Here is a 25,501-nt window from a genome sequence, read left to right as displayed (position 1 = left end):
CCCAACCTAAAATACCGGCTAATTATAGAGAATATGGATATTTGAGCAGGCTCCCGGTCATGACGAATAAAGACTTCAAGTTTTCCATCAAGAGCATTCGCTTCGACGAGCACTATCACCCGTCCGAGAACACCCGCATTACCACCAACTTCGCCAACCTGGCGAGGGGCGCGAGCCGGCAAGAGAACTTGCGCAGCACCTTCGGGATGATAGATAACCGCTTCAACGCCCTGGCGCATTGGGATAACCCCAAAGGCGACCGCTACGCCGTCGAGCTTGACATCATTTCCGTCGAGATGAGTATCGATGCCGAGGGCAGCGATCAGGCGCTGCCGCTGATTGAAATATTGAAAACGACTGTTATCGACCGACAAACCGGCGAGCGCATCGCGGGCATGGTAGGGAATAATTTTTCTTCCTACGTGCGCGATTACGATTTCAGCGTAGTGCTGCTGGGGCACAATGCCAACCAGCCTGTGTTCAGCACGCCAGAGCATTTCGGAGAGCTGCACGGCAAGCTGTTCAAGCACTTCGTGAACTCAAGCACGTATCAGCGGCACTTCGACAAACCTCCGGTTATCTGCTTGAGTGTTTCCAGCAGCAAGACCTACCATCGAACGGATAATCAGCATCCTGTGTTGGGCTTTGAATATCAGCAGGATGAGTACTCCTTGACGGATACTTATTTCGAGAAGATGGGCTTGAAGGTGCGTTATTTTATGCCGCCCAACAGTGTTGCGCCGTTGGCCTTCTATTTTTCGGGCGATTTGCTCAGTGACTACACCAACCTTGAGTTGATCAGCACCGTTAGCACGATGGACACGTTCCAGAAAATCTATCGTCCCGAAATCTACAATGCAAATTCTGCCGCAGGGAAGTGCTATCGGCCCAGCTTGCAGCATCAGGATTACTCGCTGACCCGTATTGTTTATGACCGGGAGGAGCGTAGCCGGTTGGCCATCGAGCAGGGGCAGTTTGTCGAGGAGCACTTTATCAAACCGCACCACGCGATGCTTGAGCAGTGGTCCGCCAATTACGCCTGCTGATTAACTTATATAAGGTTTTACCTCGTGAAAAAGCTGTTACCCACCTCGACTGCCGGCAGTTTGCCTAAACCCTCCTGGCTCGCAGAACCCGAAACGCTCTGGTCACCCTGGAAATTGCAGGATGAGGCGTTGATCGAAGGCAAACAGGATGCCCTGCGCTTGTCGTTGCAGGAGCAGCAAAACGCCGGCATTGATATCGTCAGTGATGGTGAGCAAACGCGCCAACATTTTGTGACGACCTTCATTGAGCACCTGAGCGGCGTTGATTTCGAGAACCGCGAAACCGTCAGGATCCGTGACCGTTATGATGCCAGCGTACCGACGGTGGTGGGTGCCGTTGCCCGGAAAAACCCGGTGTTTGTCGACGATGCCAGGTTCCTGCGCCAGCAGACCAGTCAGCCCATCAAGTGGGCGCTGCCAGGCCCCATGACCATGATCGATACGCTGTATGACAGCCATTACAAAAGCCGTGAAAAACTGGCCTGGGAATTTGCCAAAATCCTCAACCAGGAAGCCAGGGAGCTGGAGGCTGCCGGTGTTGACATCATCCAGTTCGATGAGCCCGCCTTCAACGTCTTCTTTGATGAGGTAAATGACTGGGGGGTCGCCACTTTGGAAAGGGCCATCGAAGGCCTCAAGTGTGAAACCGCTGTGCATATCTGCTATGGCTACGGCATCAAAGCCAACACGGACTGGAAAAAGACCTTGGGATCAGAGTGGCGGCAATATGAAGAAGCCTTCCCCAAGCTGCAGAAGTCCAGCATCGATATCATTTCGCTGGAATGCCACAACTCCCATGTACCCATGGACCTGCTTGAGCTGATCCGAGGCAAGAAGGTGATGGTCGGCGCGATCGACGTGGCCAGCCACACCATTGAAACCCCCGAGGAAGTGGCCAATACCCTGCGCAAGGCCCTGCAATTTGTAGAGGCAGACAAGCTCTATCCTTGCACCAACTGTGGCATGGCGCCTTTACCGCGCAGGGTCGCCAGCGGCAAGCTCAGAGCGTTGAGTGCGGGTGCAGCAATCGTCCGCAGGGAACTCTCTGGCAACCTTGGCGTGGCCTGAGCGTTGCCTTCTGCTCATGATTGACTTGAGACACCTACGCACTCTGCATGCCTTGCGCGAAACGGACAGCGTGCCCGAGGCTGCCGAACGCCTGCACCTGACCCAGTCGGCGCTATCGCACCAGTTTCGGGAGCTGGAAACCCGCGTTGGCATGCCCGTGTTTGTGCGCAAGTCCAAACCCGTACGCTTCACCACCGCGGGGCTCAAGCTGCTGCAGCTGGCCGACCAGGTGCTGCCGCTGATCCGCACAACGGAGCGCAACCTGAGCAAGCTGGCAGGCGGCACGGCCGACCGGCTGCACATCGCCATCGAGTGCCACAGTTGCTATCAATGGCTGATGCCCTCGCTGGACGAGTTTCGCTGCGCCTGGCCGGAAGTCGAACTGGACCTGGCATCGGGGTTGTCGTTCGCGCCGCTGCCGGCCCTGGAGCGGGGTGACCTCGACCTTGTGGTGACGTCCGACCCGGTGACCCTGCCCGGTATCACGTACGTGCCGTTGTTCGGGTACGAGGCCATGCTGGCCATCGACAAACATCATCCCCTGCGCGAAAAGCCGTATCTGCAACCTGACGACATTGCCAGTCAGACCCTGATCACGTACCCGATCGAGCGCAACCGCCTGGACATCTTCACCCGTTTCTTCGACCCGGCCGACATCGAACCTGCCCAGGTACGTACTGCAGAAATGACCGTGATGATGATGCAGTTGGTGGCCAGCGGCCGTGGCGTTTGCTGCCTGCCGAACTGGGCGGTGCACGAGTACACCTCCCGTGGCTATGTGCTGGCCAGGCGCCTGGGCGAAGCAGGGTTGCAGGCCACCCTGTTCGCAGCAGTACGCAGCGACATGCTCGAAGTGCCTTACATGAGTGATTTCCTGCTCACGGCGAAAGACATTTCGTTTGCGACGCTGGAGGGCGTCAATGCGGTGTCTGGGCCCACTGCGTGGCCATCGGGCGCCTGATCCGGCTTCAGAAGCCTTCCAGCACGATCTTGCCGCGTGCCTTGCCACTCTCGATCATGGCGTGGGCACGCTTGAGGTGCTCGGCGTTGATCGTGCCGTAGTGCTCGCCCAGGGTCGTCTTGAGCGTGCCATCATCGACCAGCCGCGAAACGCGCTCGAGCAGTTGGTGCTGCTTGATCATGTCTTCGGTCTGGTACAGCGAGCGCGTGAACATCAGCTCCCAGTGCAGTGAAAGCGACTTGCGCTTGAGCGGCATCACATCCAGTTGCGCGGGGTCGTCGATCAGCGCGAGCTTGCCTTGTGGCCGCAGCACTTCCACCAGTTGCGCAAGATAGGTGTCGGTATGGGTCAGGCTGATGACGTAGTCGACCGGCCCCAGCTTGAGCGCTTCCAACTGAAGTGGAATCGATTCGGAGTGGTCGATCACATGATGGGCTCCCGCTTGCTGCACCCAGGCCTGGGTCTCGGGCCGTGAGGCGGTTCCAATGACTGTGAGCTGCGTGAGCTTGCGGGCAAGTTGAACCAGGATCGAGCCAACCCCGCCGGCAGCACCGACCACCAGAAGGCTTTGCTGCTTGCCACCGTTTTCTTCAACGCCCAGGCGGTCGAACAGCAGCTCCCAGGCCGTAATTGAGGTGAGCGGCAAGGCCGCGGCGCTGGCGTTGTCCAGGCTGCGGGGCTTATGCCCGACAATGCGTTCATCCACCACGTGAAGCTCGCTGTAGCTGCCTGGGCGGTCAATGGCACCGGCGTAGAAAACCTCGTCGCCCGGTTGGAACAACGTAACCTGTGGCCCCACCTCGCGGACGACGCCGACAGCGTCCCAGCCGAGCACTTGTGGTTGCTCACCACCGCGGCTTGCACGGATCTTGGTATCAACCGGGTTGACGGCAATTGCCCGGACTTCCACAAGCAGGTCACGGGCCCCCGGTTTTGGCGTGGGCAGCTGCGCGTCATACAGCGATTGTGGGTCGTGGATCGGTAGACCGGGCTGGGTGTAAACGACTGCCTTCATTGGCGTTGCCTCTTGGGGATGCGAAAAGTGGCTTCAGACTATTCGTTTCGATTCACTCAAAAAACAGCCTGAGTGGAGTAAGACTTTCTCGCTTGCAGTGAAAATGTGGTGAAGCGCCCGTGACCTGGCATGGTCGCCCCACACATTCTCGACTACGTTCCTTTCGCTGCTGATCACCTGGCGCTGTAGCGCTGCGCCAGCCGGTTGCTGGACAGCTGGCCGAACAAGGCTTGCCGGCTGGCCTCAAAGTGGTCGAAGGCTTGCAGGTCGTGCAGCGACGGCAGGGAGATCAGCACGCCGTTGTCGAAGTCCTGCAGGGCACCGTATACCAGGTCCTGGGCAGACATCACGATGCCTGGGTCCAGGTGCTCGACGGGCAAACCGCCGGTCTGCCAGAAATCGGTCGCGGTGGCGCCGGGCAGTACTGCCTGAACCTGGATGCCAGTACCCGCCAGTTCCTTGTTCAGCGACTGGGTGAACGCGGTGACGTAGGCCTTGCTACCACCGTACACGCCGTTGAGCAGTTCGGGTGCCAGGCTGACGACGGACGAGATATTGATGACCGCGCCTTGCTTGCGAGCGACAAAGCCGGGGACAGCTGCATAGGTAAGGCGGGTGAGGGCGGTGACGTTGAGGGTGATCATGTGCGCCATGCGCTCAACGTCGCTTTCCAGCAGCCCGGTATGGGTACCGATACCGGCGTTGTTCACCAGCAGGCTGATGCTGGCGTCTTCGCGCAGTTTGCGTTCTACCTTGGCCAGGTCATCGGCGTTGGCCAGGTCTGCCGGGAATACTTCCACGTTCTGTCGGGTTTCGGTGGTAAGCCGGCCAGCCAATGCGTTGAGGCGCTCCCGGTCGCGTGCCACCAGCACCAGGTCATGGCCGCGACGGGCCAGGTGCTCCGCGTAGATCGAACCGATACCGGATGAGGCGCCCGTAATGAGCGCGGTGCCCTTGCGTTGCTGCGTCATGCTGCTGCTCCGTTGGTTGGGTGTGGGGCCATCATGCAGCAGGTGGTGTTTGTCTCAAACGACGCATATAGTGCTGTTTTAGGACATTGCACAGAGGGCATCAGCGATGCACCGGGTCGGCTACCTCATCACCGAAGGCTTCCAGATCATGTCCCTGGCGACGCAAACCGTATTCGAGCTTACGAACATCATGGCGGGCGAAGCGGTTTACAGGGTCCAGAACTTTTCCATCGGTGGCGGCACGGTGTGCTCGTCACTGGGGATGCATATCGACACGTTGCCCTTGGGGGCGCCGGGCCTGGCCGACACCTGGATGGTCACCGGCACGCTGACGCCTCTGACGCCCCCCAGCGAGGAGGTGCTCGCCAGCGTGCGGGGCTTTGTCGACGGTGCGCGCCGTACTGCTGGCCTTTGCACCGGCTGTTTTGTGCTGGCGCAAGCGGGCGTACTGGATGGTCGGCGCGCGACCACTCACTGGGCTTATGCGAACAAGTTGCGAGAGCTGCACCCGAAGATCGACGTCGAGGAAGACCGGATTTACATCGTCGATGGGCCGATCTGGACGTCTGCCGGCATGACTGCCGCCCTGGACATGGCGCTGGGTATGGTGGAAAAGGACTTGGGCAGCGAAATGGCCAGGTCGGTGGCGCACAAGATGGTCATGCACCAACGCCGATCTGGCGGGCAGTCGCAACACTCCGAACTGTTGACGCTCTCGCCCAAGTCGGACCGTATCCAGAGCGCGCTGGATTACGCCCGCAAGCACCTCAACCGCCCATTGAGCGTGGAAGAGCTTGCTGAAGTGGTGCACCTGAGCCCACGGCAATTCACCCGCGTGTTCACCGCCGAGACCGGCCAGTCACCGGCCAAGGCTGTCGAGAGCTTGCGGCTGGAGTCTGCCCGGCTGATGATCGAGCAGAGCCTGCACAGCCTGGATGTGGTGGCCAGGGAAACCGGATTCAGGGACCGCCGGCATATGCGGGAGGTGTTCATCCGTGGTTTTGGGGTCCCCCCTCAAGCCGTGCGAAGGGATGCTCGGCGGCTGGCCTCCATCTGACGTTCGGCTGCTTGCAATCGGGTCAATTTATCCCGCATTGCAGACCCCCGTTGGCGTCGTGCAACCAAACTAAACCTTCGCACCCGTCGTCAGTCAGTTTCAGTAAGGGCTCTGTTCGCTGCTAACCCATAGGAGGTAGACATGGCGCGGGCTATCTGGAAAGGCGCGATCAGTTTCGGGCTGGTGCACATCCCGGTTTCGCTCAACGTTGCGGTGAGCTCCGAGCGCGTGGATTTTGACTGGCTCGACAAGCGCAGCATGGAGCCGGTGGGCTACAAGCGGGTGAACAAGGTAACCGGCAAGGAGATCGACAAGGACAACATCGTCAAGGGCGTGGAGTATGAGAAGGGCCGCTACGTGGTGATCAGTGAGCAGGAAATTCGCGATGCTCGCCCTGAAGCGACCCAGACCATCGATATTTTCTCGTTCGTGCAGGCTGGCGAGATTCCGCTTCAGCACTTTGACACACCTTACTACCTGAGCCCTGACCGGCGCGGCGGCAAAGTCTATGCGCTGTTGCGCGATACGCTGGAGAGCACCGGCAAGGTAGCCCTGGCCACCGTGGTGCTGCATACCCGTCAGCACCTCGCGCTGCTGCGGCCACTGGAAGGCGCCCTGGTGCTGATTACCCTGCGCTGGCCCGAGGAGGTGCGCAGCATTGAAACCCTGGAGCTGGACAAGAGCGTGACCGATGCCAAGGTCGACAAGCGTGAGCTGGGCATGGCCAAACGCCTGGTCGAAGACATGAGTGGGTCCTGGGCCCCGGACGAGTATCACGACGCATTTCGCCAGACCATTCTCGACCTGGTGGAAGAGAAAGCCAGCAAGGGCAAGATCGAGACAGTGGCCAAAGGGGAGGGCGCCAGCGCGGAGAAAGGCGCGGATATCCTCGACCTTACCGAACTGCTCAAACGCAGCCTCGGTGGCAAGGCCAAGGGCGCAAAACCGGCTAGCAAACGGCCGCGCAAGGCCTCCTGATGGTAGAGACTCGCCAGGTGGTCACACCTGGCCTTCCAGGCCACTGAGATAGTCGCCGAACCCCTGTTTTGCGCGGCTATCACGCCGGCTGCTGGTCGCCACGCTGTGTTCGGCGGTCCAGACGATCTGCGCCCCGCTGGCTTGCAGGGCCATCACCAGTTGAACATCCTCGTGGGCCGGCAGCGGCTGGAACCCGCCAACGCGTTCGTAGGCCTTGGCACACACACCGAGGTTGGCACCATGAATATGCCTGTGCCCCTCGCGGGCCTGGTAAAGGCTGCGGTACAACCGGCGCAGGGCGATGCTTTGCCAGGGTTGCCAGCGCTCGATGTGCACCGTGCCGCACACCACCTCGGCGCGCCATTGCAACTGCGATGTCAGCCAGTGCTGCGGGACGCGGCTGTCGGCGTCGGTGCATGCCAGCCATTGGGCGCCGCGGGCGATCATCCATGCCGCGCCCGCTCGCCGGGCGACGCCGACATTGCCAGCGTCCACTTCAAGGGTATGCACACCGTGGCGTCGGGCCACGAGCGCACTGGTGTCGGTGCAACGGTCCAGCACCACCAGCACCTCTACCGCCAAGCCTGCCGCCTCGGCTCGCGCACTTGCAGCCTTGACCGCCTTGAGGCAGTGCCCCAGGCGCCGGGCCTCGTTGTGGGCGGGTATGATGACGGCGATCATGGGCAGGGCTCATTCAGGTCGACGACGCTGGGCTGGCACGTCCAGTACTCGAGTAGAAAGTCGGCCTCCTCGTGACGCAACAGCGGATACAGCGGCAAGTGCCTTGCCAGCAGGGCATGAACCTCGCGGCCGTCCTGTGGGCAACCGGCAATGGGGTGGCGCCAGTGGCAGGCGAGCAGGCCGCCATCGGCCGTGAGGCTGGCCACCGACTGCTCGATCACCTGCAGCCAATCGGTGGGGTCGAGGTAGTAGCCGATTTCGCTGAGCACGATCAGGTCGAACTGCCCGCCTGGCCAGTCGCCCGGCAGATGCCCTTGCTCGACCTGGGCATGGTTCGCGGTCCCCAGGCGCTGGCGCGCCAGCCCCACGGCGGTCGGGTCGATGTCCTGGCACAGCAAGCTGACGCAACGCTCGGCCAGCAGCACGCTCAGCTCGCCGTTGGCACAGGCCGGCTCGAACACGCGCTCATAGCGCTGACGGGGCAGGCTGGCCAGAAGCAGGTCGCGCTTGCGCCGTTCGTACCAGCGGGTGCGAAACGCCCAGGGGTCCTCGCTGTCGGCGTACAGGTCGGCGAAGTATTGCGCGTCGAGGCTCATGGCGACTCCATCACAGGAAAACCAGTTCAAAGGGTTGCAGCAGGCACGCCTGCAAATGCGCAGGCAGCACGGGCGGGCGATCACCGTCTGGTTGCAATTGGCTGGCATGGGCAGCCAAGGCCTCGCGCTTGCGGGCCTGGCGCGTTTCGTCGACCTGCAAGCGATGCGCCCGCGACCAGGGCAGGCGTGGGTCGTCGGGTGCGGCCCAGTGCCAGGCCCACACCGGCGCTTCGGCCAGCTGTGCCCCGCGCGCCTGGGCTGCCTGGGCAGCGGCGCGGCCTGCAGCCTCGTGGTCGCAGTGGCCGTCGCCACGCCAGGTGGTCAGCAACAGGTCGTCGGGCTCCAGCAACTGTTCCAGGTGACGGACCAGGAAGGCCTCATCGCGGGGCAATGCGCCGTCCTTGAGGTTGAGCCGCCGCCAGTCCAGGCGGTTGAGGTCCAGGTCTAGCTGCTGCAAGGCATGCCGACTCTCCAAGGGGCGCTGGTGACGCAAGCGCTGCTCGGTCCAGTGTGGTGAGTGCGGATGGCTGCCCTCGCCGTTGGTGGCGGAAATCAGCACCAGGTCCTGTTCGCGTCCGCGAAAACTGGCAAGCAGCCCGCCGGCCATGAGCACCTCGTCGTCCGGGTGCGGCGCCAGCAGCACCAGGCGTCGGCCGGGTGGGCACAGCTGCTCGGGCGCAAGCCAGGTGGCGCGTGCCAGGTGCGCAGAATGCTGCCAGTCACTCCACGGCGTGCCCGTGGCCGCATCAATAAGGTTCTCGCTCATAGCTGCCATGCTCCTGTCGGTGTGCTGGTCACTTGCTGACCCAGTTCGGCCAAGTCGCGTTCAGCGTGGCTTTGGCGCAGGTACACCGGCAGGTCGGCGCTAAGCCGGGCGAAATGGCTGCTGCGGCAGAAGGGGGTAGCCCCCAGGGCTCGGCCAACATGCTGAATGACCTGTTCGACCGCCTGCTCGATCTGGGCGCGGGTGCGGCGTACCTCGAAACTGGCGTCGTCCTGGGGGTGCTGGTCGATCCACGCGGCGCACTCGCGAAGGGCGGCGCGGGCACCGTACAACGCCGCATCGACCGCCCCCAGGTGGGCATCGGCATGGGGGTCGGGCCGAGGTTTGTTGCAGTGCTCGCGCAGGTAACCTGCCAATGCCTCGGCCGCGCCGTACCAGCAGGCAGCGATACCTGCGCCGCCCTGCCAGAAGCCTGGGCGGGACAGGTACTGGCCGGGTGTGCCGATGGCCAGCCCCGGTGAGTTGTCGAACTCGATGGTGACACTGGCGGTGCTGGCCATGCCTACGGCCTGCCATTGCTCGGCCTGGATGCGCTGGCTGGGGTGTGACAGTTCAATGGCCACCAGCTGTGGCTGGTCATTCTCCCAGGCGGTCAGCAGCGCTCGATCGATCTGCAGCGCGCCCGAGCACCATGCTTTTCGGCCTTGCAGCTGAACCCGTTCGCCATGGCGCGCGACGATGTGGGCCCTGGCATCCGGCGGCTCCGCGGCCCACATGCCCCAGATACCGTCGTGAGCATGCTGGGCGGCGCCGCACTCGGCGAGGATTGCCAGGGCATCGGTGTGGCCTTCATACAGCTTGGCCAAGCCGAGATCGCAACCGGCAACCCGCGCCAAGGCCCGCCAGCGCTCGAGGGTGCGCCCGTGGCCGGGCAGGGGTAGCAGGTCTAGCTGTTCGGCTCGAAGTGCCTGCAACAGTTCAGGCAGCAAGGGGTCGAGATCGATGGCCCGCAAACGGGTACCGAAGCGGTGCAGCAGGCGGGCGAGGTGAGCGAAGTCCATCATGCGATCCCCAGTTGCTTGCGCATGCGCAGGGTGATCGATTGCCGGGTCGAGCCCAGCTCGGCCCAAGGGTCGTCCACCTGCGCAAGCCGCGCCTGCAAGTTGCCGATATTCCATTGGTTGGCACTCTTGAGTTTGGGCAGCTCCTCGCGCCAGATCGGCACCGACACTGGCAGGCCTTCGCGGGCGCGCAGCGAGTAGGCGGCCACGGTGGTAGCGCCCTTGCCGTTGCGCAGGTAGTCGATGAAGATGCGCCCGACCCGGTTCTTGGGCCCGGAGACCGCGCTGAGCCGGTCCGGGAACAAGTCTGCCATGTGTTTGACCAGGGCATGGCTGAAGTCCTTCACTTCCTCCCAGCCGGCCCGACGGGTGAGCGGCACGACCAGGTGCATGCCTTTGCCACCGCTGGTCTTGAGAAACACCTTCAGGCCCAGCTCATCGAGCAGGGTGAGGGGCAGCTGGGTGGCCTCGAGCATGGCCTTCCATGGCAATGCCGGGTCGGGGTCGAGGTCGAGGATGAAGCGGTCAGGCCTGTCGAAATTTTTGTCGGTGGCGTTCCAGGTGTGCAGTTCAAGCATGTTCATCTGTACTGCGCCCAATAGGCTCTCGGCGCTGTTGAGCACCATTGCCGCCTGGCCGGCCTGGGCCTTGGTGTAGCTGGTCAGCTTGGGCAGGTGCAACTGCCCCGCATGCTTCTGAAAGAACAGCTCGCCGTCCAGGCCCTCCGGTGCGCGCACCAGCGCCACGGGGCGGTGTTCGAGCTGTGGCAGCAGCCAGTCGGCGACTTGGGCGTAGTACTCCGCCACCTGTCGTTTGCTGGTGCCACTGGTCTTGTCGATCACGCGGTCGGGGTGGGTCAGGTGCAGGTTGCTCAAACCCTTGGGCTCTGCATGTGCTGCGTTCTTTACCGGCATTGCACGTTCCAGGGCAATGGCAGTGGCGGGCTTGTCGTCGCGCAACCCGTGAAAAACCGCATGGCGCACGATCCCTGTGCGGGTCATCTGGGCGTAGGCGACCTCGGCCAGCAGTTCTGGCTTGAGCCAGTGCACGCCCCGCGCATCGGCACCGCTGGGGGGCTCAGGCAAGGGTGGCTTGGCGGTGTGCAGGGGTTTCAGGCGGGTGAGGATGCTCGTCAGCGTGGCAGCACTGAAGCCGGTGCCCACCTTGCCGGCGTAGCGCAACTGGCCGCTGTCGGTGTCGTGCAGCGCCAGCAGCAGGGCCCCAAAGCCTTGGCGGCTGCCCTTGGGCGCGGTGTAGCCGACGATCACGAACTCCTGGCGTTGCGTGCACTTGAGCTTGACCCAGTCGCTGCTGCGCCGGCCAACGTAGGGGCTGTCGGCGCGCTTGCCGATCAGGCCTTCCAGGCCTAACCGGCAGGCGCTGTCGAGCAGCGCGTCGACCGGCTGGTTGAAGTCTTCGGAAAACTTCAGGATGGCCGATGCGTTGTGCTTCAGCAGTTTGGCCAAGGTCGCCCGGCGGTCTTGCACAGGCAATTCACGCAGGTCCTTGCCGCCGAGGTAGGGCAGGTCGAACAGGTAGTAGGTAATGTCATCGTCGTGCTCGTTGTCGAACGCGGCCTGCAAGGCCTGGAAGTCGGCCACGCCGTTCTCGTCAGTGACCACCATCTCACCGTCCAGCCATGCCGAGTCGAGCCCCAACGCTTTCAGCGCCTGCACCTGATGGGGCAGCTTTGCGCTCCAGTCGTGGCCATTGCGGGTAAACAGGCGCACATCGTCCCCGTCGATGCGGGCCAGCATGCGGTAACCATCGAACTTGACCTCGTATCGCCAGTCACCCTCGGGGGGGGAATCGGCCAGGGTTGCCAGCTGCGGCTGGAGCATCTCCGGCAGGGCGCCAGCGCTGGCCTTGCGCTTGCGCGTGGAGGTCGCCGCCCTGGCTGGGCGGCGGGGGACCAGTGTACGGTCGCTCAATACGCTGTCCGGCAGGGCTTCGACGATGCTGTAGTCCGCTTCGCTGCGGGCCTCGCCATCGTGGGACTTGACCAGCATCCACTGCTCTTTCTTGCCAGCCAGGTGGGTACGAAACAGGTTCCAGACCCCCGACAGCTTTTCACCTTGCAGGCGAAAGCGCAGCTTGCCCTTGGCATAGGCCTCGCGCGGGTCGCCTTCGGGCTCCCAGAGCCCCCGGTCCCACACGATCACGTCGCCGGCGCCGTAGTGGCCTTCAGGGATGTGCCCTTCGAAGCTGGCGTAGTCCAGCGGATGGTCTTCTACATGCACGGCCAGGCGGCGGACCTTGGGGTCGAGGGAAGGGCCCTTGGGAATCGCCCAGCTTTTCAGGGTGCCATCCAGCTCCAGGCGAAAGTCATAGTGCAGGTGGCTGGCGTCGTGCTTCTGGATGCAGTACTGCAACCCGTGAGCCGGCCGTGGGTGGGCACGCTTGCCGGCCGGCTCGGGTGTGGCGTTGAAGTCACGCTTGCGCAGGTACTCCTGCAGGGGCTTGGCCATGGCGGGCTCCGGGACAGTTCGCGGTCTCTTCATTGGGAGAGGGCGCCTGCGCATGGAGTTCAAAAAAAGCGTGGGGTCGCGGACCGACGAACCGGCCCACTGCCAGAGGCTCAACGCAGCCCCAGGGCCCGATCCAGCGACAACCTACCGGCGCCTCGCGCGATCAACAGTAGCAACAAGGCCGCCCACGTCAGATGGGTCGGCCAGGCATCCGGGTAGACGAAAATTTCGATCACCGTGGTCATGCCCAGCAGGGCCAGCGCCGACAGCCGGGTAAACAGGCCAAGCACCAGCAACAGGGGGAACAGGTGTTCGGCATAGGTGGCCAGGTGGGCCGCAAGCCAGGGCGAAACCAGCGGCAGGGCATATTCGCTCTGGAACAGGTCATAGGTACTGGGTGTGATGCTGAGAAACCCTTCGACCTTGGTGCGCCCGGACAGGAAGAAGGTCGAGGCGATGGCCATGCGCGCCACCAGGCACAGCAGGGTGTCGCTGAGCAGTAGCTGTGCACGATCGGCGAGGTGGTTCCAGCGTTGGCGCAGGCTGTCGGAGCGGGTGGCGTGGAGGGTGTCCATGGCGTTTCCTTCAGGCGAATGCAAGTGGACGGAATGCCTGGGCTGCCAGCAGCCTGCCGAGCAGGTCGGTAAAGTCCAGGTCGGGTTGGCGTGCGAGTGCAACCTGTGAGGCCTGCTCCAACGGCAGACCTTGAGCGCAGGCATCGAGAAAGGCATAGCCGCCGACCTCTAGCGCTTGCTGGGCGACACCTTCGGCGGTGCCACTGAACACAGCACCTTCGGCGACCCAGGGCTGGTCATGCGGCCACGCCTGGCCTTCGCGGCTGTGCTGCCACAGGCTGAACGCCGGGTGCCGTGCGAACCAGCGCCAGCGCACACTGCGGCGGGGGGCCAGGTAACTGTTCGCCAGGTCGGTGGCCGTCATGCCGGCCAGGTCGGCAAGCGCGAGGGAGGGTTCGCGGGGGGCGCTGAACGCCTCGCACCAGGCGAAATCCAGGCGTGCGACGTCGGCCAGGTATGGCAGGCCGTGCTGGGCCTGCATCTGCTCGAGAAAGTCGGCGAAGGCCGCGCCATAGTGGATCAGCCGCGGGTCGTCGGGGGGCGTTCGTTGCGCATAGGCGCTCGCGGCGTCCTGCATCCAGGCCGGGCCTGTCAGCGCTTCGACACTGGGGAAGTTTGCCCGCAGGGCATCGACGCAGCCCGCCAGCACGCTGTTGCGGTACACCGCAAAAGCAGCGTGCCCGGTCAGCGCGGCCAGCTGCGGGGCAGGGCGGTGATACAGCGCTTCGACGAAGGCGGCCTGAAACTGGCCAAGGGAAAGCGTCATGGTCGTGCTCCTGCGCTATCGAGCAGTGCCTGGGCGGTGTCGCGTTCGGCCAGCAACTCGCTGAACGCGGGCAGGTTGCCGTCACGCTCGATGAGGGTCGGGCGCGGGCCGATGCGGGTGATCAACTGCTGGTACAAGGCCCAGACCGGCGCGGCGATGGTGGCGTCGTGGGAGTCGATCAGCAGGCTGGCCTGGGCGTCGTGACTGTGGCCGGCCAGGTGGATTTCGCTGATGGCCTGGGCCGGGAAGCGCGCCAGGTACGCCGCTGCGTCGAACCCGAGGTTGTGGGCACTGACGTGCACGTTGTTGACGTCCAGCAACAAGCCGCACCCCGTGCGCCGCGCCAGTTCGGCTAAAAAGTCGATTTCGTCCCAGTCATGCCCTTCCATGGGCAGGTAGTGGCTGGGGTTTTCCAGCGAAATGCTGCGCCCCAGCGCATCCTGGGTGCGCTGCACGTTGTCGCTGATGCGGATCAGGGCCTCGTTGCTGCGGGGAAACGGCAGCAGGTCGGGCAGGTATTGCCCGCGCCAGCTCGACCATGCCAGGTGCTCCGATACCAGCGCCGGCTGCAGCTGGTCGATCAGCGCCCGCAGGCGGTGCAGGTGCATTTCGTCTGGCGCGATGTCCGCCGCCAACGACAGCGCGACACCGTGCAGCGACAGCGGATGGTGTTCGGCAATGCGTTGTAGCCAGGCCATGCGTGGGCCGCCGAGCATGTAGTTTTCCGGGTGCACTTCGAACCACAGCCCGCTGGCCCGGCACGTCCAGGCGTCGGCATAGTGCTCAGCCTTAAGCCCAAGGCCGGCGCCTGCTGAGTAAGTCCCGTTCATGATCGGCGGCCTGCGCTCAGGACTTGAGCGGGGTCAGCGAGCCCATGCCGTTGGGCGTCTTGATGGACGTGCAGGTACCGGCGGGCACGTTCTTCCAGTGCATGCCGTCGTAGTCCTTCTTGGCGCTACCGGCGCAGCTGGTGCCGGCGCCGGCCTTGCAGTCGTTCTTGCCAGCCATGGCGACGCCGTAGCATTTTTCCATCGCGGCGCCGGTGGTGGCTGTGTTGGTTGCGTCAGCGGCCAGGGCAACACCGGCCAGCGAAGCCAGGGCAAGTGCGGCAGTGGCGAGGGCGAGAGTTTTCATGATGCGTCTCCGGGAAGTGGGGCCGTGGTGGTTACCGGCGGCTCACGGAGTAGTTCGCAGCGTGGGTTGAACGGGTTACAGCAGCTTGAAAAATTTTTCCGGCGGTGTGCCAGTCGCCTAACGTATGAAGGCGGCACGCGTTGAATGGAAAACTTTCACGTTGGGTGTAACCCGGGTGGCCGATGCTACGAACTACTTCTCAGCAGGCGCTAAGCGCGCGCGAGGCCCAGTTGCAGGCACTGCTGCTCCAAGGCCTGGCGGGCGATGCAGTCGCCTATCGGGCGTTTCTGGCGGCGCTGGCGACGCATGTGCGAGGCTTTTTGCTGCGGCGCCTGGGGCAACGCCCCGCGGATGTCGAAGACATGCTGCAAGAGGTGTTGTTGGCGGTGCACAACGCCCGCCATACCTACCAGGCGCAGCAACCGTTGACCGCCTGGGTACAGGCCATTGCCCGCTACAAGCTGGCGGATCACTATCGCAGTTACGCTCGCCACGGCGCGTTGCACGAGGCGCTGAACGATGACAGCGACCTGTTCGCGCCCGGCGAGGAAGAAGCGGCCCAGGCGACACGCGACCTGGGCAAGCTCCTGGAGCAGTTGCCGGCGCGCCAACGGCTGCCCATCGTCCATGTCAAACTGGAGGGGTTGTCGGTGGAAGAGACCGCGCGCATGACCGGTCTTTCCAGTTCGGCGGTGAAAGTGGGCATCCACCGGGGCCTGAAGGCACTGGCCAAGCTGATTGGAGGCAAGGGCGACGATGAAGACCGATGACTTGATTGCCCTATTGGCGGCCGGGGAAGGGCCGGTGGACCGTCACGCGCTGGGCCGGCGCATGTTGTTGGCGCTGGTGGCTGGCGGGTTGGTCGCGGTATTGCTGACGGTGGCCATCTTCGGCGTGCGTGGCGACCTGGCGCAAGTGGCGCACACCCCGCTGTTCTGGGCCAAGCTGGCCCTGCCCGGCAGCCTGGCGTTGCTAGCGCTGTGGCTGACCCAGCGGCTGGCCAGGCCGGGGGTGAAGGGGGGGCTGCTGTGGGGCCTTTTGGGGCTACCGCTGCTGCTGGTCTGGCTGGGCGCGGCGATCAGCCTGCTGGGGGCGCCGGTGGACGCCCGGGCGGACCTGCTGTTGGGGCGCACCTGGCGCACCTGCCCGCTGAACATCACCTTGCTCTCGGTTCCCACCTTCATCGCGGTGTTCTGGGCATTGCGCGGCCTGGCACCCACCCGCCTGCGGCAGTCCGGGGCGGCGGGTGGCATGCTTGCGGGGGCCACGGCCACCCTGGCTTATTGCCTGCACTGCCCGGAAATGGCGGTGCCGTTCTGGGGGCTGTGGTACGTACTGGGGTTGCTGGTGCCGACCGTTGTGGGGGCGGCGCTAGGGCCGCGTTTATTACGTTGGTAATCCCGGCACGACGATCCTGGGCATCAGCCCCACAAGGCTTCCAGTTCACTTGGCACACGCCCGGTCCAGCGCTTGAACGAACGGCGGAAGTTGGTGCTGTCGCTGAAGCCCAGGTACTGCGCAACCGCGTCGTTGCTGTAGCCCTTGACCTGGTAGAGGTACAGCGCCTGGTCGCAGCGCACCTGGTCCAGTTGCTCCTGGAAGTTGGAACCATGACGGACCAGGCGGCGCTTGAACGAAGCGGGGCTGGTGGCGAAGGCGGCGGCTACCCGTTCCAGGTTCAGCGGCTGGCGAATCAGCCCGAGCAGGTGCTCGTAGACCAGGTCGAGAAAACTCGCCCGCCAGCCCCAGGCCGCCAGCTGTGCATCGCAGGCCTGGCGTGCCACGTGCTGGGCGGTCGACCCGGCACCCGGCCAGGCACGCAGCAGGTATTCCCGGGGCAGGCTCATCACCGTGGATGGGCAGTCGAAGGCCAGAGAATCGCCCAGGTGTACCCAGTACTGTTCGACGTAGGCCGGTTCGGCATGGCGGAACCGGAAACGCCAGGGCAGGTGCTCTTGCTGCTGGCGCCGCGCGAGGGCCACCACCGCTGTCATGCTGGCCTCCAGCAGGAAGCGGCGCTGCTCGTCGATGGCGCAGCTTTCCCGCCAGTACAGGTGCAGGTAGTGCTCATCGAGGCGCAGCACCGGGCTGAGCAACGGGGACAGCAGGGCGCGGTACTGCTCGATGCGCTCCAGGGCCTGCAGCAGGTGGTCGGCCTGCTCCAGCAACAAGCTGGCGGCACCGTGGTGCCCGGGCCACAGGCGCTGGCCGTAGAGAAAGCTGGTGTCGTCGGCATCGAGCAGCCGCTGCGCATTGCCGATCAGGCGAAGGAACTGCTGTGGGCTGACCAGCGCTTGGCCGCTGACCACGTCGTCGTAAAACAGCCCGCAGCCGCGTAGCAAGTGATGGGTGTCGATCTGCCGCGAACGCGCCAGGTCGATCAGCGCAGCGGGCAGGTGGTGGGCGGTGATGAAGCGGCTGTCGCCGTCATAGCCGTTCATGCCCGTTGTACCTGATGCGTCTGGCGGCTCTTGGCCTGGGCCAGGGCGTAGTTGAGGCGTTTCAGCAGGTGGTCTTCGTCTTCGTCCAGCGCCATCACGCTGGCCACCGTGGCGGTCAGGTGCAGGCGCTCGCCATGCCGGCCGGTGTGATGGGCGAGGTGGGCGATGCTCTGGCGCAGCGCCTCGGCCATGGCCTGGGCCTGGCGTTCCCCGGTATTGGGCAGCGCCGCGACGAAGCGGTCGCCGGCCAGGCGGCAGAGTATGTCGTGCTGGCGCAGGTTGAGCAGCAGCAGTTGGGCGACCACTTGCAGCACCAGATCGCCTTCTTCCTGGCCATAGCGCTGGTTGATCTGGTTGAAATCGTCCAGGTCGACGACGATCAGCGACAAGGCTTGCTGTTCGCGGGCGGCTTGGGCAATGGCCTGCTGCAGGTGCTGGCGCAGGTACCGGGCACCGGACAGCGGGGTAAGCTTGTCGAACAGGCGGTGCTCGCGGAACAGTTGCTCACGCTTGCGCATCTGTGCGGTGATGGCGTGCTGTTCTTGCTGCAGGTGGTACATGCCCAGGGTCAGCAGCAGCATGCCCAGCGGCATGGGCGCAGTCTCCAGCCAGTTGTCCCAGACCGCGTCGTCGGGCAGGCGGATGAATTCGTCGAGGGTGTCCATCCACATCGAGAAGGCGATGAAGCACAGGCCCAGCGAAAGCAGGCGGGTGACCCGGCCAGCAGGGCGCCCGCGTAGCAGCATCACCAGCCAGCCGCAGAGGATCAGGCAAGTGCCGCCCTCGCCGGCGACGTCCATCCAGTTGATCTCGGCCCAGGCTTTAAGCGTGCCGGCGGCGAGGTAGACGAGCAGGCCGGCGTTGGCGGCCAGTACCAGGCCGACCAGCGTAAGGGCGTGCTGTTTGAACAGGGGGTTGAGGCGCATGGGGTGTCCTGTGAGTGTGTCATTGCCTGTGCCGGCACTGTCGCCGGCACAGGCAGAGCAGCATGCAAGGCGTTTATCTCAATACGATGACGCTCATTTGCCGCGCGCCGTGCACGGCAGCCCGTCCGGCCCTACGCTGGCCTTGCAGTAACGTTCGTTGGCCAGCGCCAGCTTGGGTTCCTGCAGGAACTTGCGCCCTTTGGCATCACGCGTGATATCGAACGCGTCGTAAAGCTGTTCGTCAGCCGAATAGGTGCGCACCTGCAGGCGGTTCTGCTCGACCGTGATGGTCTGGTACAGCTGGGTGTCTTCGGCCGTGCGGTCCGGCTGGTGGCGGGCGCGGTCGTTCAGGCCATACATCTTCGAGCCGGTCACCGAGACCATGTACACCGGGCCGATCGGCTGTCTGGCCTGCTGTGCGGCACGCGTGGCCTGGCGCCCTTCGGCGTGGGTCAGGCGGCTGTAGCAGTGGTCGTGACCTTGCAGTACCAGGTCGACCTTGTAGCGCTCCAGTAGCGGTTGCCAGGCGGCCTTGAGCGGCTCGGTATCGTCGGGGCGGGCACAGGTGTAGACCGGCTGGTGCATGACCACGATGTTCCACTGTGCCTTGCTGCTTTTCAGGGTTTGCTCCAGCCAGTCGGTCTGCGCTTGCAGGGTGCCCAGATCGAGCGCCGAGGTGCCGTCCAGCACCACGAAGCGCACATTCTGGTAATCGCTGAAGTAGCTGGTTGCCGCCGCACCGGGGGCGCCGTTGCGCGGAAGGGCGAACTGCGCCGTTACATGGGGACTGAGGCTGCGGCTTTCGCTGCCATCGGGGTTGAGGGTTTCCAGGTACTCGTGGTTGCCGAACGCGGTGAGCTGTGGGATGGCAGCGTACGACCAGCCGCCGGCCTGGTTCCATTCACCCCATTCATCGTCGTGGGCGAGATCGTCGCGCGATGCCACCAGGTCGCCAGCGTGCACCACCAGGGCAGGGTGCGCCACGCTGCGCAGCGCCTGGCGAATGGTGCGCGAGGCGATGGCGAGGATGTCGTTCTGGGTGTCGCCCAGGTAGATGAACGAGAACGGCGCGAACGTGGCCTTGGCCGTGCGGAACTGGTGCCATTCGCTCCAGCCCGCGCTGCCCTTGAGCCGGTAGACGTAGGCGGTGTCTGGTTGCAGGTGTTCCAGGCGCACCTGGTGGTAGTTGGCTGGGCCGTTGTCGCTGTCCAGGCGCTGGGTGCTGCCACTCAATGGGCTGGCCTTGGCTGCCAGCGCAGGGCCGGCGAGGGCCGGGCCGAGCTCCAGCACCGCGTCGGCCTGGGCCAGGTCGGTGCGGTAACTGATGGCCATCTGCGTGGCGGCGTTCTGGCCGGGGGTGAGCACGATACGGTCGGCCAGCTTGCCGGCGGCGTAGGGCAGGCCTGCGGAGCGAGGGATCGGAGCAGGTTCATTGGCCTGGGCATGAGCCTGTGCGGCGCAGAGCAGGGCGGCCAGTAGCAGGGGGCGGTGCATGGGGTTTCCTCGATGAGCCCGGAAGGCGTGATGGGCGCAAAGGAAACAAAGGCGGATGACGGTTCTGTTACCGGGCGGGGGGTCGTTTTGGCTCAGCTGATCGTCAGGAAAAAACGCAATTTCAAGTGGTCGGTAACGGCCCAACGCCCCCAGACCGGCCCCACAGCTGCGCCACAGGTTTGCAGGGCATCGCCAGGGCCGCAGCAGGCCTCAGGTCATATCAGCTCAAATTGCGCCGAAAACGACGTGAAAGCCGCGTTTTCAAGCCGCCCAGCCCAGCGCTGTCACGCAAGTGCCACACACACTTTCTAGCTTTCGCAGCCATTCCCGGGTTCATCGGGTCACTGCAAGCGAGGGTTCCAAGGTGGCAATGCCGTTTCGTCACATCCGCAACGCCGGATTCCGGGTCAGCCTGCTGGCCGTTGCCATTACCACCGCCCCAGCCTGGGCGGAAGATGCGGTCGAGCGGGTCGAGGTGATCGGCCAGGCGGCGAGCATCGACAAAGCGCTGCGCGAGCAGAAAAGCGCCGATAGCATCAAGAGCGTGGTGCATGCCGATGGTGTTGGCCAACTGCCCGACGACAATGCCGCCGAAGCCTTGCAGCGCATCCCCGGGTTGTCGGTGGAGCGCGACCAGGGCGAGGGCCGCTTCGTCAGCGTCCGCGGTATCGCCCCAGATCTTAACAGTGTGACCATCAACGGCACCCTGGTACCGGCCCCCGAGGGCGACCGCCGTGCCGTGGCGCTGGATGTGCTGCCCGCCGAGCTGGTGCAATCGCTGTCGGTGGTCAAGACCCTGACCCCGGACATGGACGCAAACTCCCTCGGCGGCACCATCGAGGTCGAGAGCCTGTCGGCGTTCGACCATGACGGGCTGTTCTACACCCTTACCGGCGAAGCCAGCCACGACACCAACGTCAGCCGCGACAGCCCGAAGTTTTCCGGCGCGGTCAGCGACCGCTTCAGCCTGGGAGACGGCATCAACAACTTTGGCGTGGCTGCGGCGTTTAGCTGGCAGAAGCGCAAGTTTGGCTCGGACAACGTCGAAACCGGGGGTAACTGGGATTTCGAGGACGGCGCCCGGCTGGAAGAGGTCGAGGCCCGCGACTACCAGATTACCCGTGAGCGCACCGGCCTGGGCCTGAACTTCGATTACCAGCCGGATGACTTTTCCAGCTACTACCTGCGCACCCTCTACAGCAAGTTCAAGGACACCGAGACGCGCAACGCCCAAGGCCTGGAGTTCGTCGACCCGCAGGGTTCCGGCCAGCATGGCGAGGCCGAAGGCTGGCGCGACTTGAAATCGCGCGAGGACACCCAGGAAATCCAGTCCTACGTACTTGGTGGCGAGCGCATCCTCGACCAGTGGACCATCAGTGCCCAGGCCGGCTACAGCCAGGCCACCGAGCACGATCCGGGTGGCATTGCCGGCGCCAGGTTCGTCGGCGATTTCGACGAGGTCGGCTTCGACGGCACGCGCAAGCCACGGCTAAGCGTGGGCAACGACTTCTACGACCCGGCCCGGTTCACCCTCGACGAAGTGGAGTGGGAGAAGGTTGACGGCAAGGACCAGGAAAAGAACATCCGCCTGGACCTTGCCCGCGACTACGAATTCGCCGACGCCTCGCAGGTCAAGTTTGGCGGCAAGCTCAGCCGCCGCGACAAGACCAGCGACACCGAAACCTGGGCCTATGACGGGTTCGATGACATCAGCCTTGCCGATTATCAGGGCAGCAATGTCGACTACGCCCTGGGCAACTTCGGCAACGGCATCAGCGCCAGCGCAATCAAGGGCCTGATCGGTAACCTCGACCGTGCGGCCTACTACGATGAGGAAGCCTCGCGCATCAATGACTTCGACATGAGCGAGGACATCAACGCGGCGTACCTGATGAACACGCTGGACATCGGCGACTGGCGCCTGATTGCCGGTGTGCGTTACGAAGGTACCAGGTTCGAGGCCAAAGGTACTGGGCTGCGCGACGGTGTGTACGAGAACGTCAGCAGCAACAATCGCTATGACCACTGGTTGCCAGGCCTGCACGCGCGCTACCAGTTGTCGTCGGCCACGGCCATTCGGGCCGCCTGGACCAACACCGTGGTACGGCCAACCTTTGGCCAGCTGGCGCCGGGTTTTGTCATCGATGAGAACGATGCGTCGTTCGGCAACCCCGAACTCAAACCGCTGGAGTCGATGAACTTCGACCTGGGCATCGAGCACTACATGGGCCGCGCCGGCACCGCCTCGGCGTTCCTGTTCTACAAAGACATCGACCACTTCATCTACAGCACCGACCTGGCGGGCACTGGCGCCTGGGTGGACTTCGACGAAGCGCTCACCTTCGAGAACGGCGGGGGCGCCAAGCTGTATGGCCTGGAGCTGGCCTACTCGCAGAAGTTCGACTGGCTGCCGGCACCCTGGAACGGTTTGCTGCTGGGCGCCAACCTCACCCTCAGCAAGTCTGATGCAACCCTGCAAGGGGCCACCGGCAGGCGCAGCATCGACCTGCCCAATCAGTCCGACACAGTGGGCAACTTCATGGTCGGCTGGGAAAACGACCGCTTCAACATGCGCCTGGCCGCCAACTACAAGTCGGGCTACTTGCTGGAGCTGGGGGCCATCGACGACAAGGCCCACGACCAGTATGCCGATGACCAGCTGCACGTGGACTTCAAGGCAGGCTACTTCCTGACCCCCGAGCTGCAGTTGACCTTCGAGGCGCAGAACATCACTGACGAGTCCTATTACGTGTACAGCGGCCACCGTCGCTACAACGCCCAGTACGAAGAATACGGCCCGACCTACAAGGTCGGCCTGACGCTCACCCACTTCTGACCGCACCCTTCAGGGATATTGCCTGCTCATGCGTAAGTTCACTTTGTCCATGCTGGGGCTATACGTCGCCTTGGCCCACGCCGGTGCCAGCGCGGCGCCGAGCTTAACACTCGACCGCAACGTCATCGACAGCGAAACCAGCCAGTGGCTTGCTCCAACGCCGGCGCTCAAGCAGGCCGAACGCCTGCAACTGACCGCCAGGGCGCTGCAGCTGGTTGACCGCCAGGGCCGCGTACTTGGCGAGTTGCCGGGGCGCTTCGAAACCCTTGACCACCGCACGGATGGCACCGGCCTGATGGTCGCCACCGTCGACAAGAAGCGCCAACAGGCGTTGCTGGCCCGCTTCGATGCACAAAGCGGTTGGGGCGCCCCGCGCTACCTGCCCAATACCCGCTATGCCATCGAGGGCCTGTGCCTGTACCGCGACAGCGCCGCCAACGACTTCCTGTTCCTGGTTGGCGAGGAGGGCATCGGTGAGCAGTGGCTGGTCGCCGAGCATGGCCAGCCGCTGGCCGAGGCACGCCAGGTGCGCGCCCTGAGCCTGCCGCCGCAGAGCGCGTTCTGCCAGGCGGATGATGCAAGCCATAGCCTGTACGTAAACGAAGAAAACGTCGGCCTGTGGCGCTACGAAGCTGCTGCCGAAGCACCCCTGGTGCGCGAGCCGGTGGACCTGGTGGCACCGTTCGGAGGCCTGGCCAAAGCTGCCGCGGGCGTGGCCCTGGTGCCCGGGGGCCTGATGCTGCTGGACCCGGTCGCCAACGCCTTGCACCTGTACCAGCACCGCGCCGGGCAATGGCTGCGTGATGGAGCCCTGAGCTTGCAAGGGCTGAAAGAGCCGGCGCAGATCAGCGCCCGTGTGAACGACAAGGGCCTGGAACTGCTGCTGGCCGACGACCAGGGTACACACCTGGCGACGCTGGGCTGGAAGCCAACGCCAGCGCCGATTGCGCCTGCGGTGGTACAGATCAAGGCGCAGGTGCAGACCGATGGCGTGCCCAGCCTTGGCGATGCGGCGGACGACCCGGCGATCTGGGTCAACACGCGCCAGCCCGAACTGAGTCGGGTACTGGGTACCGACAAGAAAGGCGGGCTGCTGGCCTACGACCTGCACGGCAAGCAGCTGCAGGACTTGCGTGTGGGCCGCCTGAACAATGTGGACGTGCGCAAGGGGTTCCAGCTTGGCGAACGTAAGGTCGACCTGGCTGTGGCCAGCAACCGTGACCGCAACAGCCTGCACCTGTTTGCCATCGACCCGGCCAGCGGCCAGTTGAGCGACATCGGCCAGGTGCCGACGGAGCTCAAGGAAATCTACGGCCTTTGCCTTTTCAAGGATGCCGATGCGGCCATTTACGCCATCGCCAATGACAAGGATGGCCGCTTCGTTCAATACCGCCTCGACGGCAGTAGCGGCCAGGCAGGTGGCACCTTGGTGCGCAGTTTCAGCACCGCGACCCAGTCGGAAGGTTGCGTGGCCGACGACCGCAACCAGCGCCTGTTCATCGGCGAAGAAGACCTTGCGGTCTGGGCCCTGGACGCCCGTGGCGATGGCCCGACCCATCTGGACAACGTGATCGGCGTGGGCGGCCTGGTCAAGGACGACATCGAAGGCCTGGCGCTGTACCACGGCAAGGGGGGCGATTACCTGGTGATCTCCAGCCAGGGCAACGACAGCTATGTGGTGGTCGACGCCAAACCACCGTACCGGGTGCGTGGCAGCTTCCAGGTAAGCCTGGACGCCCAGCGCGGTATCGATGGCGCCTCGGAGACCGACGGCCTCGACGTGACCTCGGCCAACCTCGGTGGGCCCTGGGCAAAGGGCCTGCTGGTCGTGCAGGACGGTCGCAAGCGCATGCCCGAAGGTAACCAGAACTACAAGTACGTGCCGTGGGCGGCAGTGGCCGAAGCCTTGGGCCTGGAGTAACGGCCGCCTGTCATGCCACCGCAACGTGATTGCCTTTGACTAAGACTCACATTGAAAGGACACCCCCATGCAAACCCCAACTCCGCTCGAACACACCACCGTCTGGGGCCTGGTCAGCGAAGCCAGCCTGGTGGTCCAGGCCGTCATGCTGTGCCTGGCCCTGGCCTCGCTGCTCAGCTGGTACCTGATCATCCAGCGTGGCAGCCGTCTGCGGCGTAGCGAAGCGCACAGCCGGGCATTTCTCAAGCAGTTCCGCGAAAGCGAAGTCGGCCAGCTGTATCAGGGCATCAAGGCGCAACAGCCTCACCCCGATGCCGGGCTGCAGCAGCTTTTCGTTTCCGGCTACCAGGCGTTCCAGCAGCTGCAATCTGGCCAGCAGCCCGACAGCGTGCTGGAAGGCGTCGAACGCAGCCTGCTGGTGACCATCGCCGAGCAGGAAGAGCGCCTGGAGCAGGGCTTGCCGTTCCTGGCCACGGTCGGCTCGGTCAGCCCCTACATCGGCCTGTTCGGAACCGTGTGGGGCATCATGAATTCGTTCCTGGGTTTGTCCCAGGTGCAGCAGGCGACCCTGTCGACCGTGGCCCCCGGTATTGCCGAAGCGCTGATCGCCACCGCCATAGGCCTGTTTGCGGCGATTCCGGCAGTGATGGCCTACAACCGTTACTCGGCGCGCAGCCAGACCTTGATCAGCCGCTACTACGCCTTTGGCAACGAACTGCAAGGCCGCCTGCAACGGCGTTTGCAGGGCCACGCCAGCAACCTGGCGGCAGCGGCCTGAGGAG

At 64.1% G+C, this 25,501-nt stretch carries 24 protein-coding genes; 10 read left to right on the top strand and 14 right to left on the bottom strand.

Going from position 1 to position 25,501, the window contains the following annotated elements; genetic code table 11:
* The first annotated feature begins 59 nt into the window (after positions 1 to 59).
* From PP4_RS15470 to PP4_RS15460, 3 genes are read left to right on the top strand one after another with little or no spacing between them, the layout of a single operon-like run.
* Positions 60 to 1,046 carry a DUF1852 domain-containing protein gene (locus PP4_RS15470; protein ID WP_016500135.1) on the top strand — a complete coding sequence of 329 codons (987 nt, stop codon included), beginning with the start codon at positions 60 to 62 and terminating at the stop codon, positions 1,044 to 1,046.
* A 24-nt stretch (positions 1,047 to 1,070) separates the two neighbouring features.
* On the top strand, positions 1,071 to 2,114 hold the full coding sequence (locus tag PP4_RS15465) for a methionine synthase (protein WP_016500134.1): 1,044 nt from the start codon (positions 1,071 to 1,073) through the stop codon (positions 2,112 to 2,114).
* Positions 2,115 to 2,130: 16 nt separating this feature from the next.
* A complete protein-coding gene (locus PP4_RS15460) occupies positions 2,131 to 3,075 on the top strand; it encodes a LysR family transcriptional regulator (protein WP_016500133.1) in 945 nt (314 codons plus the stop codon).
* A gap of 7 nt (positions 3,076 to 3,082) precedes the next feature.
* Here the strand turns inward: PP4_RS15460 and PP4_RS15455 are convergent, their stop codons facing one another.
* Entirely contained in the window at positions 3,083 to 4,090 is a 1,008-nt protein-coding gene (locus PP4_RS15455) for a zinc-binding alcohol dehydrogenase family protein (protein ID WP_016500132.1), read from the bottom strand.
* Positions 4,091 to 4,263: 173 nt separating this feature from the next.
* Positions 4,264 to 5,061: an SDR family NAD(P)-dependent oxidoreductase gene (locus tag PP4_RS15450; protein ID WP_016500131.1), complete on the bottom strand. Its 798-nt coding sequence runs from the start codon at positions 5,059 to 5,061 to the stop codon at positions 4,264 to 4,266.
* Positions 5,062 to 5,167: 106 nt separating this feature from the next.
* Here PP4_RS15450 and PP4_RS15445 point away from each other — a divergent pair, with 106 nt between their 5' ends.
* Together PP4_RS15445 and ku are read left to right on the top strand one after the other, a co-directional pair.
* A complete protein-coding gene (locus tag PP4_RS15445; RefSeq protein WP_016500130.1) occupies positions 5,168 to 6,118 on the top strand; it encodes a GlxA family transcriptional regulator in 951 nt (316 codons plus the stop codon).
* Between the two features lie 141 nt (positions 6,119 to 6,259).
* Positions 6,260 to 7,096 carry a non-homologous end joining protein Ku gene (gene ku, locus PP4_RS15440; RefSeq protein ID WP_016500129.1) on the top strand — a complete coding sequence of 279 codons (837 nt, stop codon included), beginning with the start codon at positions 6,260 to 6,262 and terminating at the stop codon, positions 7,094 to 7,096.
* Between the two features lie 21 nt (positions 7,097 to 7,117).
* On the opposite strand, the gene PP4_RS15435 is transcribed toward ku, so the two are convergent.
* The 9 genes from PP4_RS15435 to PP4_RS15395 form a co-directional block, all read right to left on the bottom strand.
* Entirely contained in the window at positions 7,118 to 7,777 is a 660-nt protein-coding gene (locus PP4_RS15435; RefSeq protein WP_016500128.1) for a glycosyltransferase, read from the bottom strand.
* On the bottom strand, positions 7,774 to 8,373 hold the full coding sequence (locus tag PP4_RS15430; RefSeq protein ID WP_016500127.1) for a class I SAM-dependent methyltransferase: 600 nt from the start codon (positions 8,371 to 8,373) through the stop codon (positions 7,774 to 7,776). The genes PP4_RS15435 and PP4_RS15430 overlap by 4 nt, the downstream gene beginning before the upstream one ends.
* A 10-nt stretch (positions 8,374 to 8,383) precedes the next feature.
* Entirely contained in the window at positions 8,384 to 9,139 is a 756-nt protein-coding gene (locus PP4_RS15425; RefSeq protein ID WP_016500126.1) for a PIG-L deacetylase family protein, read from the bottom strand.
* Positions 9,136 to 10,158: an acyl-CoA dehydrogenase family protein gene (locus PP4_RS15420; protein ID WP_016500125.1), complete on the bottom strand. Its 1,023-nt coding sequence runs from the start codon at positions 10,156 to 10,158 to the stop codon at positions 9,136 to 9,138. Before PP4_RS15420 ends, PP4_RS15425 begins: the two co-directional genes overlap by 4 nt.
* On the bottom strand, positions 10,158 to 12,626 hold the full coding sequence (gene ligD, locus PP4_RS15415; protein WP_016500124.1) for a DNA ligase D: 2,469 nt from the start codon (positions 12,624 to 12,626) through the stop codon (positions 10,158 to 10,160). Before ligD ends, PP4_RS15420 begins: the two co-directional genes overlap by 1 nt.
* Before the next feature lie 110 nt (positions 12,627 to 12,736).
* Positions 12,737 to 13,201, bottom strand: coding sequence for a DoxX family protein (locus PP4_RS15410; protein ID WP_016500123.1), 465 nt, complete (start codon positions 13,199 to 13,201; stop codon positions 12,737 to 12,739).
* Between the two features lie 10 nt (positions 13,202 to 13,211).
* Entirely contained in the window at positions 13,212 to 13,967 is a 756-nt protein-coding gene (locus PP4_RS15405; RefSeq protein WP_016500122.1) for an HvfC/BufC N-terminal domain-containing protein, read from the bottom strand.
* Positions 13,964 to 14,797, bottom strand: coding sequence for an MNIO family bufferin maturase (gene bufB / locus PP4_RS15400; protein ID WP_016500121.1), 834 nt, complete (start codon positions 14,795 to 14,797; stop codon positions 13,964 to 13,966). The genes PP4_RS15405 and bufB overlap by 4 nt, the downstream gene beginning before the upstream one ends.
* 16 nt (positions 14,798 to 14,813) lie before the next feature.
* Positions 14,814 to 15,101 carry a BufA1 family periplasmic bufferin-type metallophore gene (locus PP4_RS15395; protein WP_016500120.1) on the bottom strand — a complete coding sequence of 96 codons (288 nt, stop codon included), beginning with the start codon at positions 15,099 to 15,101 and terminating at the stop codon, positions 14,814 to 14,816.
* 182 nt (positions 15,102 to 15,283) lie between these two features.
* On the opposite strand from PP4_RS15395, the gene PP4_RS15390 reads away from it, so the two are divergent.
* Positions 15,284 to 15,871 carry a sigma-70 family RNA polymerase sigma factor gene (locus PP4_RS15390; protein ID WP_016500119.1) on the top strand — a complete coding sequence of 196 codons (588 nt, stop codon included), beginning with the start codon at positions 15,284 to 15,286 and terminating at the stop codon, positions 15,869 to 15,871.
* The gene (locus PP4_RS15385; protein ID WP_016500118.1) at positions 15,858 to 16,499 is read left to right on the top strand and encodes a DUF1109 domain-containing protein; all 642 of its coding nucleotides are present in this window, start codon (positions 15,858 to 15,860) and stop codon (positions 16,497 to 16,499) included. The genes PP4_RS15390 and PP4_RS15385 overlap by 14 nt, the downstream gene beginning before the upstream one ends.
* 23 nt (positions 16,500 to 16,522) lie before the next feature.
* On the opposite strand, the gene PP4_RS15380 is transcribed toward PP4_RS15385, so the two are convergent.
* The 3 genes from PP4_RS15380 to PP4_RS15370 form a co-directional block, all read right to left on the bottom strand.
* Positions 16,523 to 17,542: an AraC family transcriptional regulator gene (locus PP4_RS15380; protein ID WP_016500117.1), complete on the bottom strand. Its 1,020-nt coding sequence runs from the start codon at positions 17,540 to 17,542 to the stop codon at positions 16,523 to 16,525.
* A complete protein-coding gene (locus PP4_RS15375; protein ID WP_016500116.1) occupies positions 17,539 to 18,468 on the bottom strand; it encodes a GGDEF domain-containing protein in 930 nt (309 codons plus the stop codon). Before PP4_RS15375 ends, PP4_RS15380 begins: the two co-directional genes overlap by 4 nt.
* Before the next feature lie 93 nt (positions 18,469 to 18,561).
* Positions 18,562 to 19,962, bottom strand: coding sequence for a purple acid phosphatase family protein (locus tag PP4_RS15370; RefSeq protein WP_016500115.1), 1,401 nt, complete (start codon positions 19,960 to 19,962; stop codon positions 18,562 to 18,564).
* Between the two features lie 370 nt (positions 19,963 to 20,332).
* Here PP4_RS15370 and PP4_RS15365 point away from each other — a divergent pair, with 370 nt between their 5' ends.
* From PP4_RS15365 to tolQ, 3 genes are all read left to right on the top strand, one after another.
* Positions 20,333 to 22,798, top strand: a complete 2,466-nt coding sequence (locus PP4_RS15365; RefSeq protein WP_016500114.1) for a TonB-dependent receptor — start codon at positions 20,333 to 20,335, stop codon at positions 22,796 to 22,798.
* 28 nt (positions 22,799 to 22,826) lie between these two features.
* A complete protein-coding gene (locus PP4_RS15360) occupies positions 22,827 to 24,719 on the top strand; it encodes a phytase (RefSeq protein ID WP_016500113.1) in 1,893 nt (630 codons plus the stop codon).
* A gap of 67 nt (positions 24,720 to 24,786) precedes the next feature.
* Positions 24,787 to 25,497, top strand: a complete 711-nt coding sequence (gene tolQ, locus PP4_RS15355) for a protein TolQ (RefSeq protein WP_016500112.1) — start codon at positions 24,787 to 24,789, stop codon at positions 25,495 to 25,497.
* Positions 25,498 to 25,501: the final 4 nt, after the last annotated feature.

It is taken from the genome of Pseudomonas putida NBRC 14164, assembly GCF_000412675.1.
GTDB classification, from domain to species: Bacteria; Pseudomonadota; Gammaproteobacteria; order Pseudomonadales; family Pseudomonadaceae; genus Aquipseudomonas; species Aquipseudomonas putida.
This window is presented reverse-complemented; position numbering and strand designations above follow the sequence as displayed.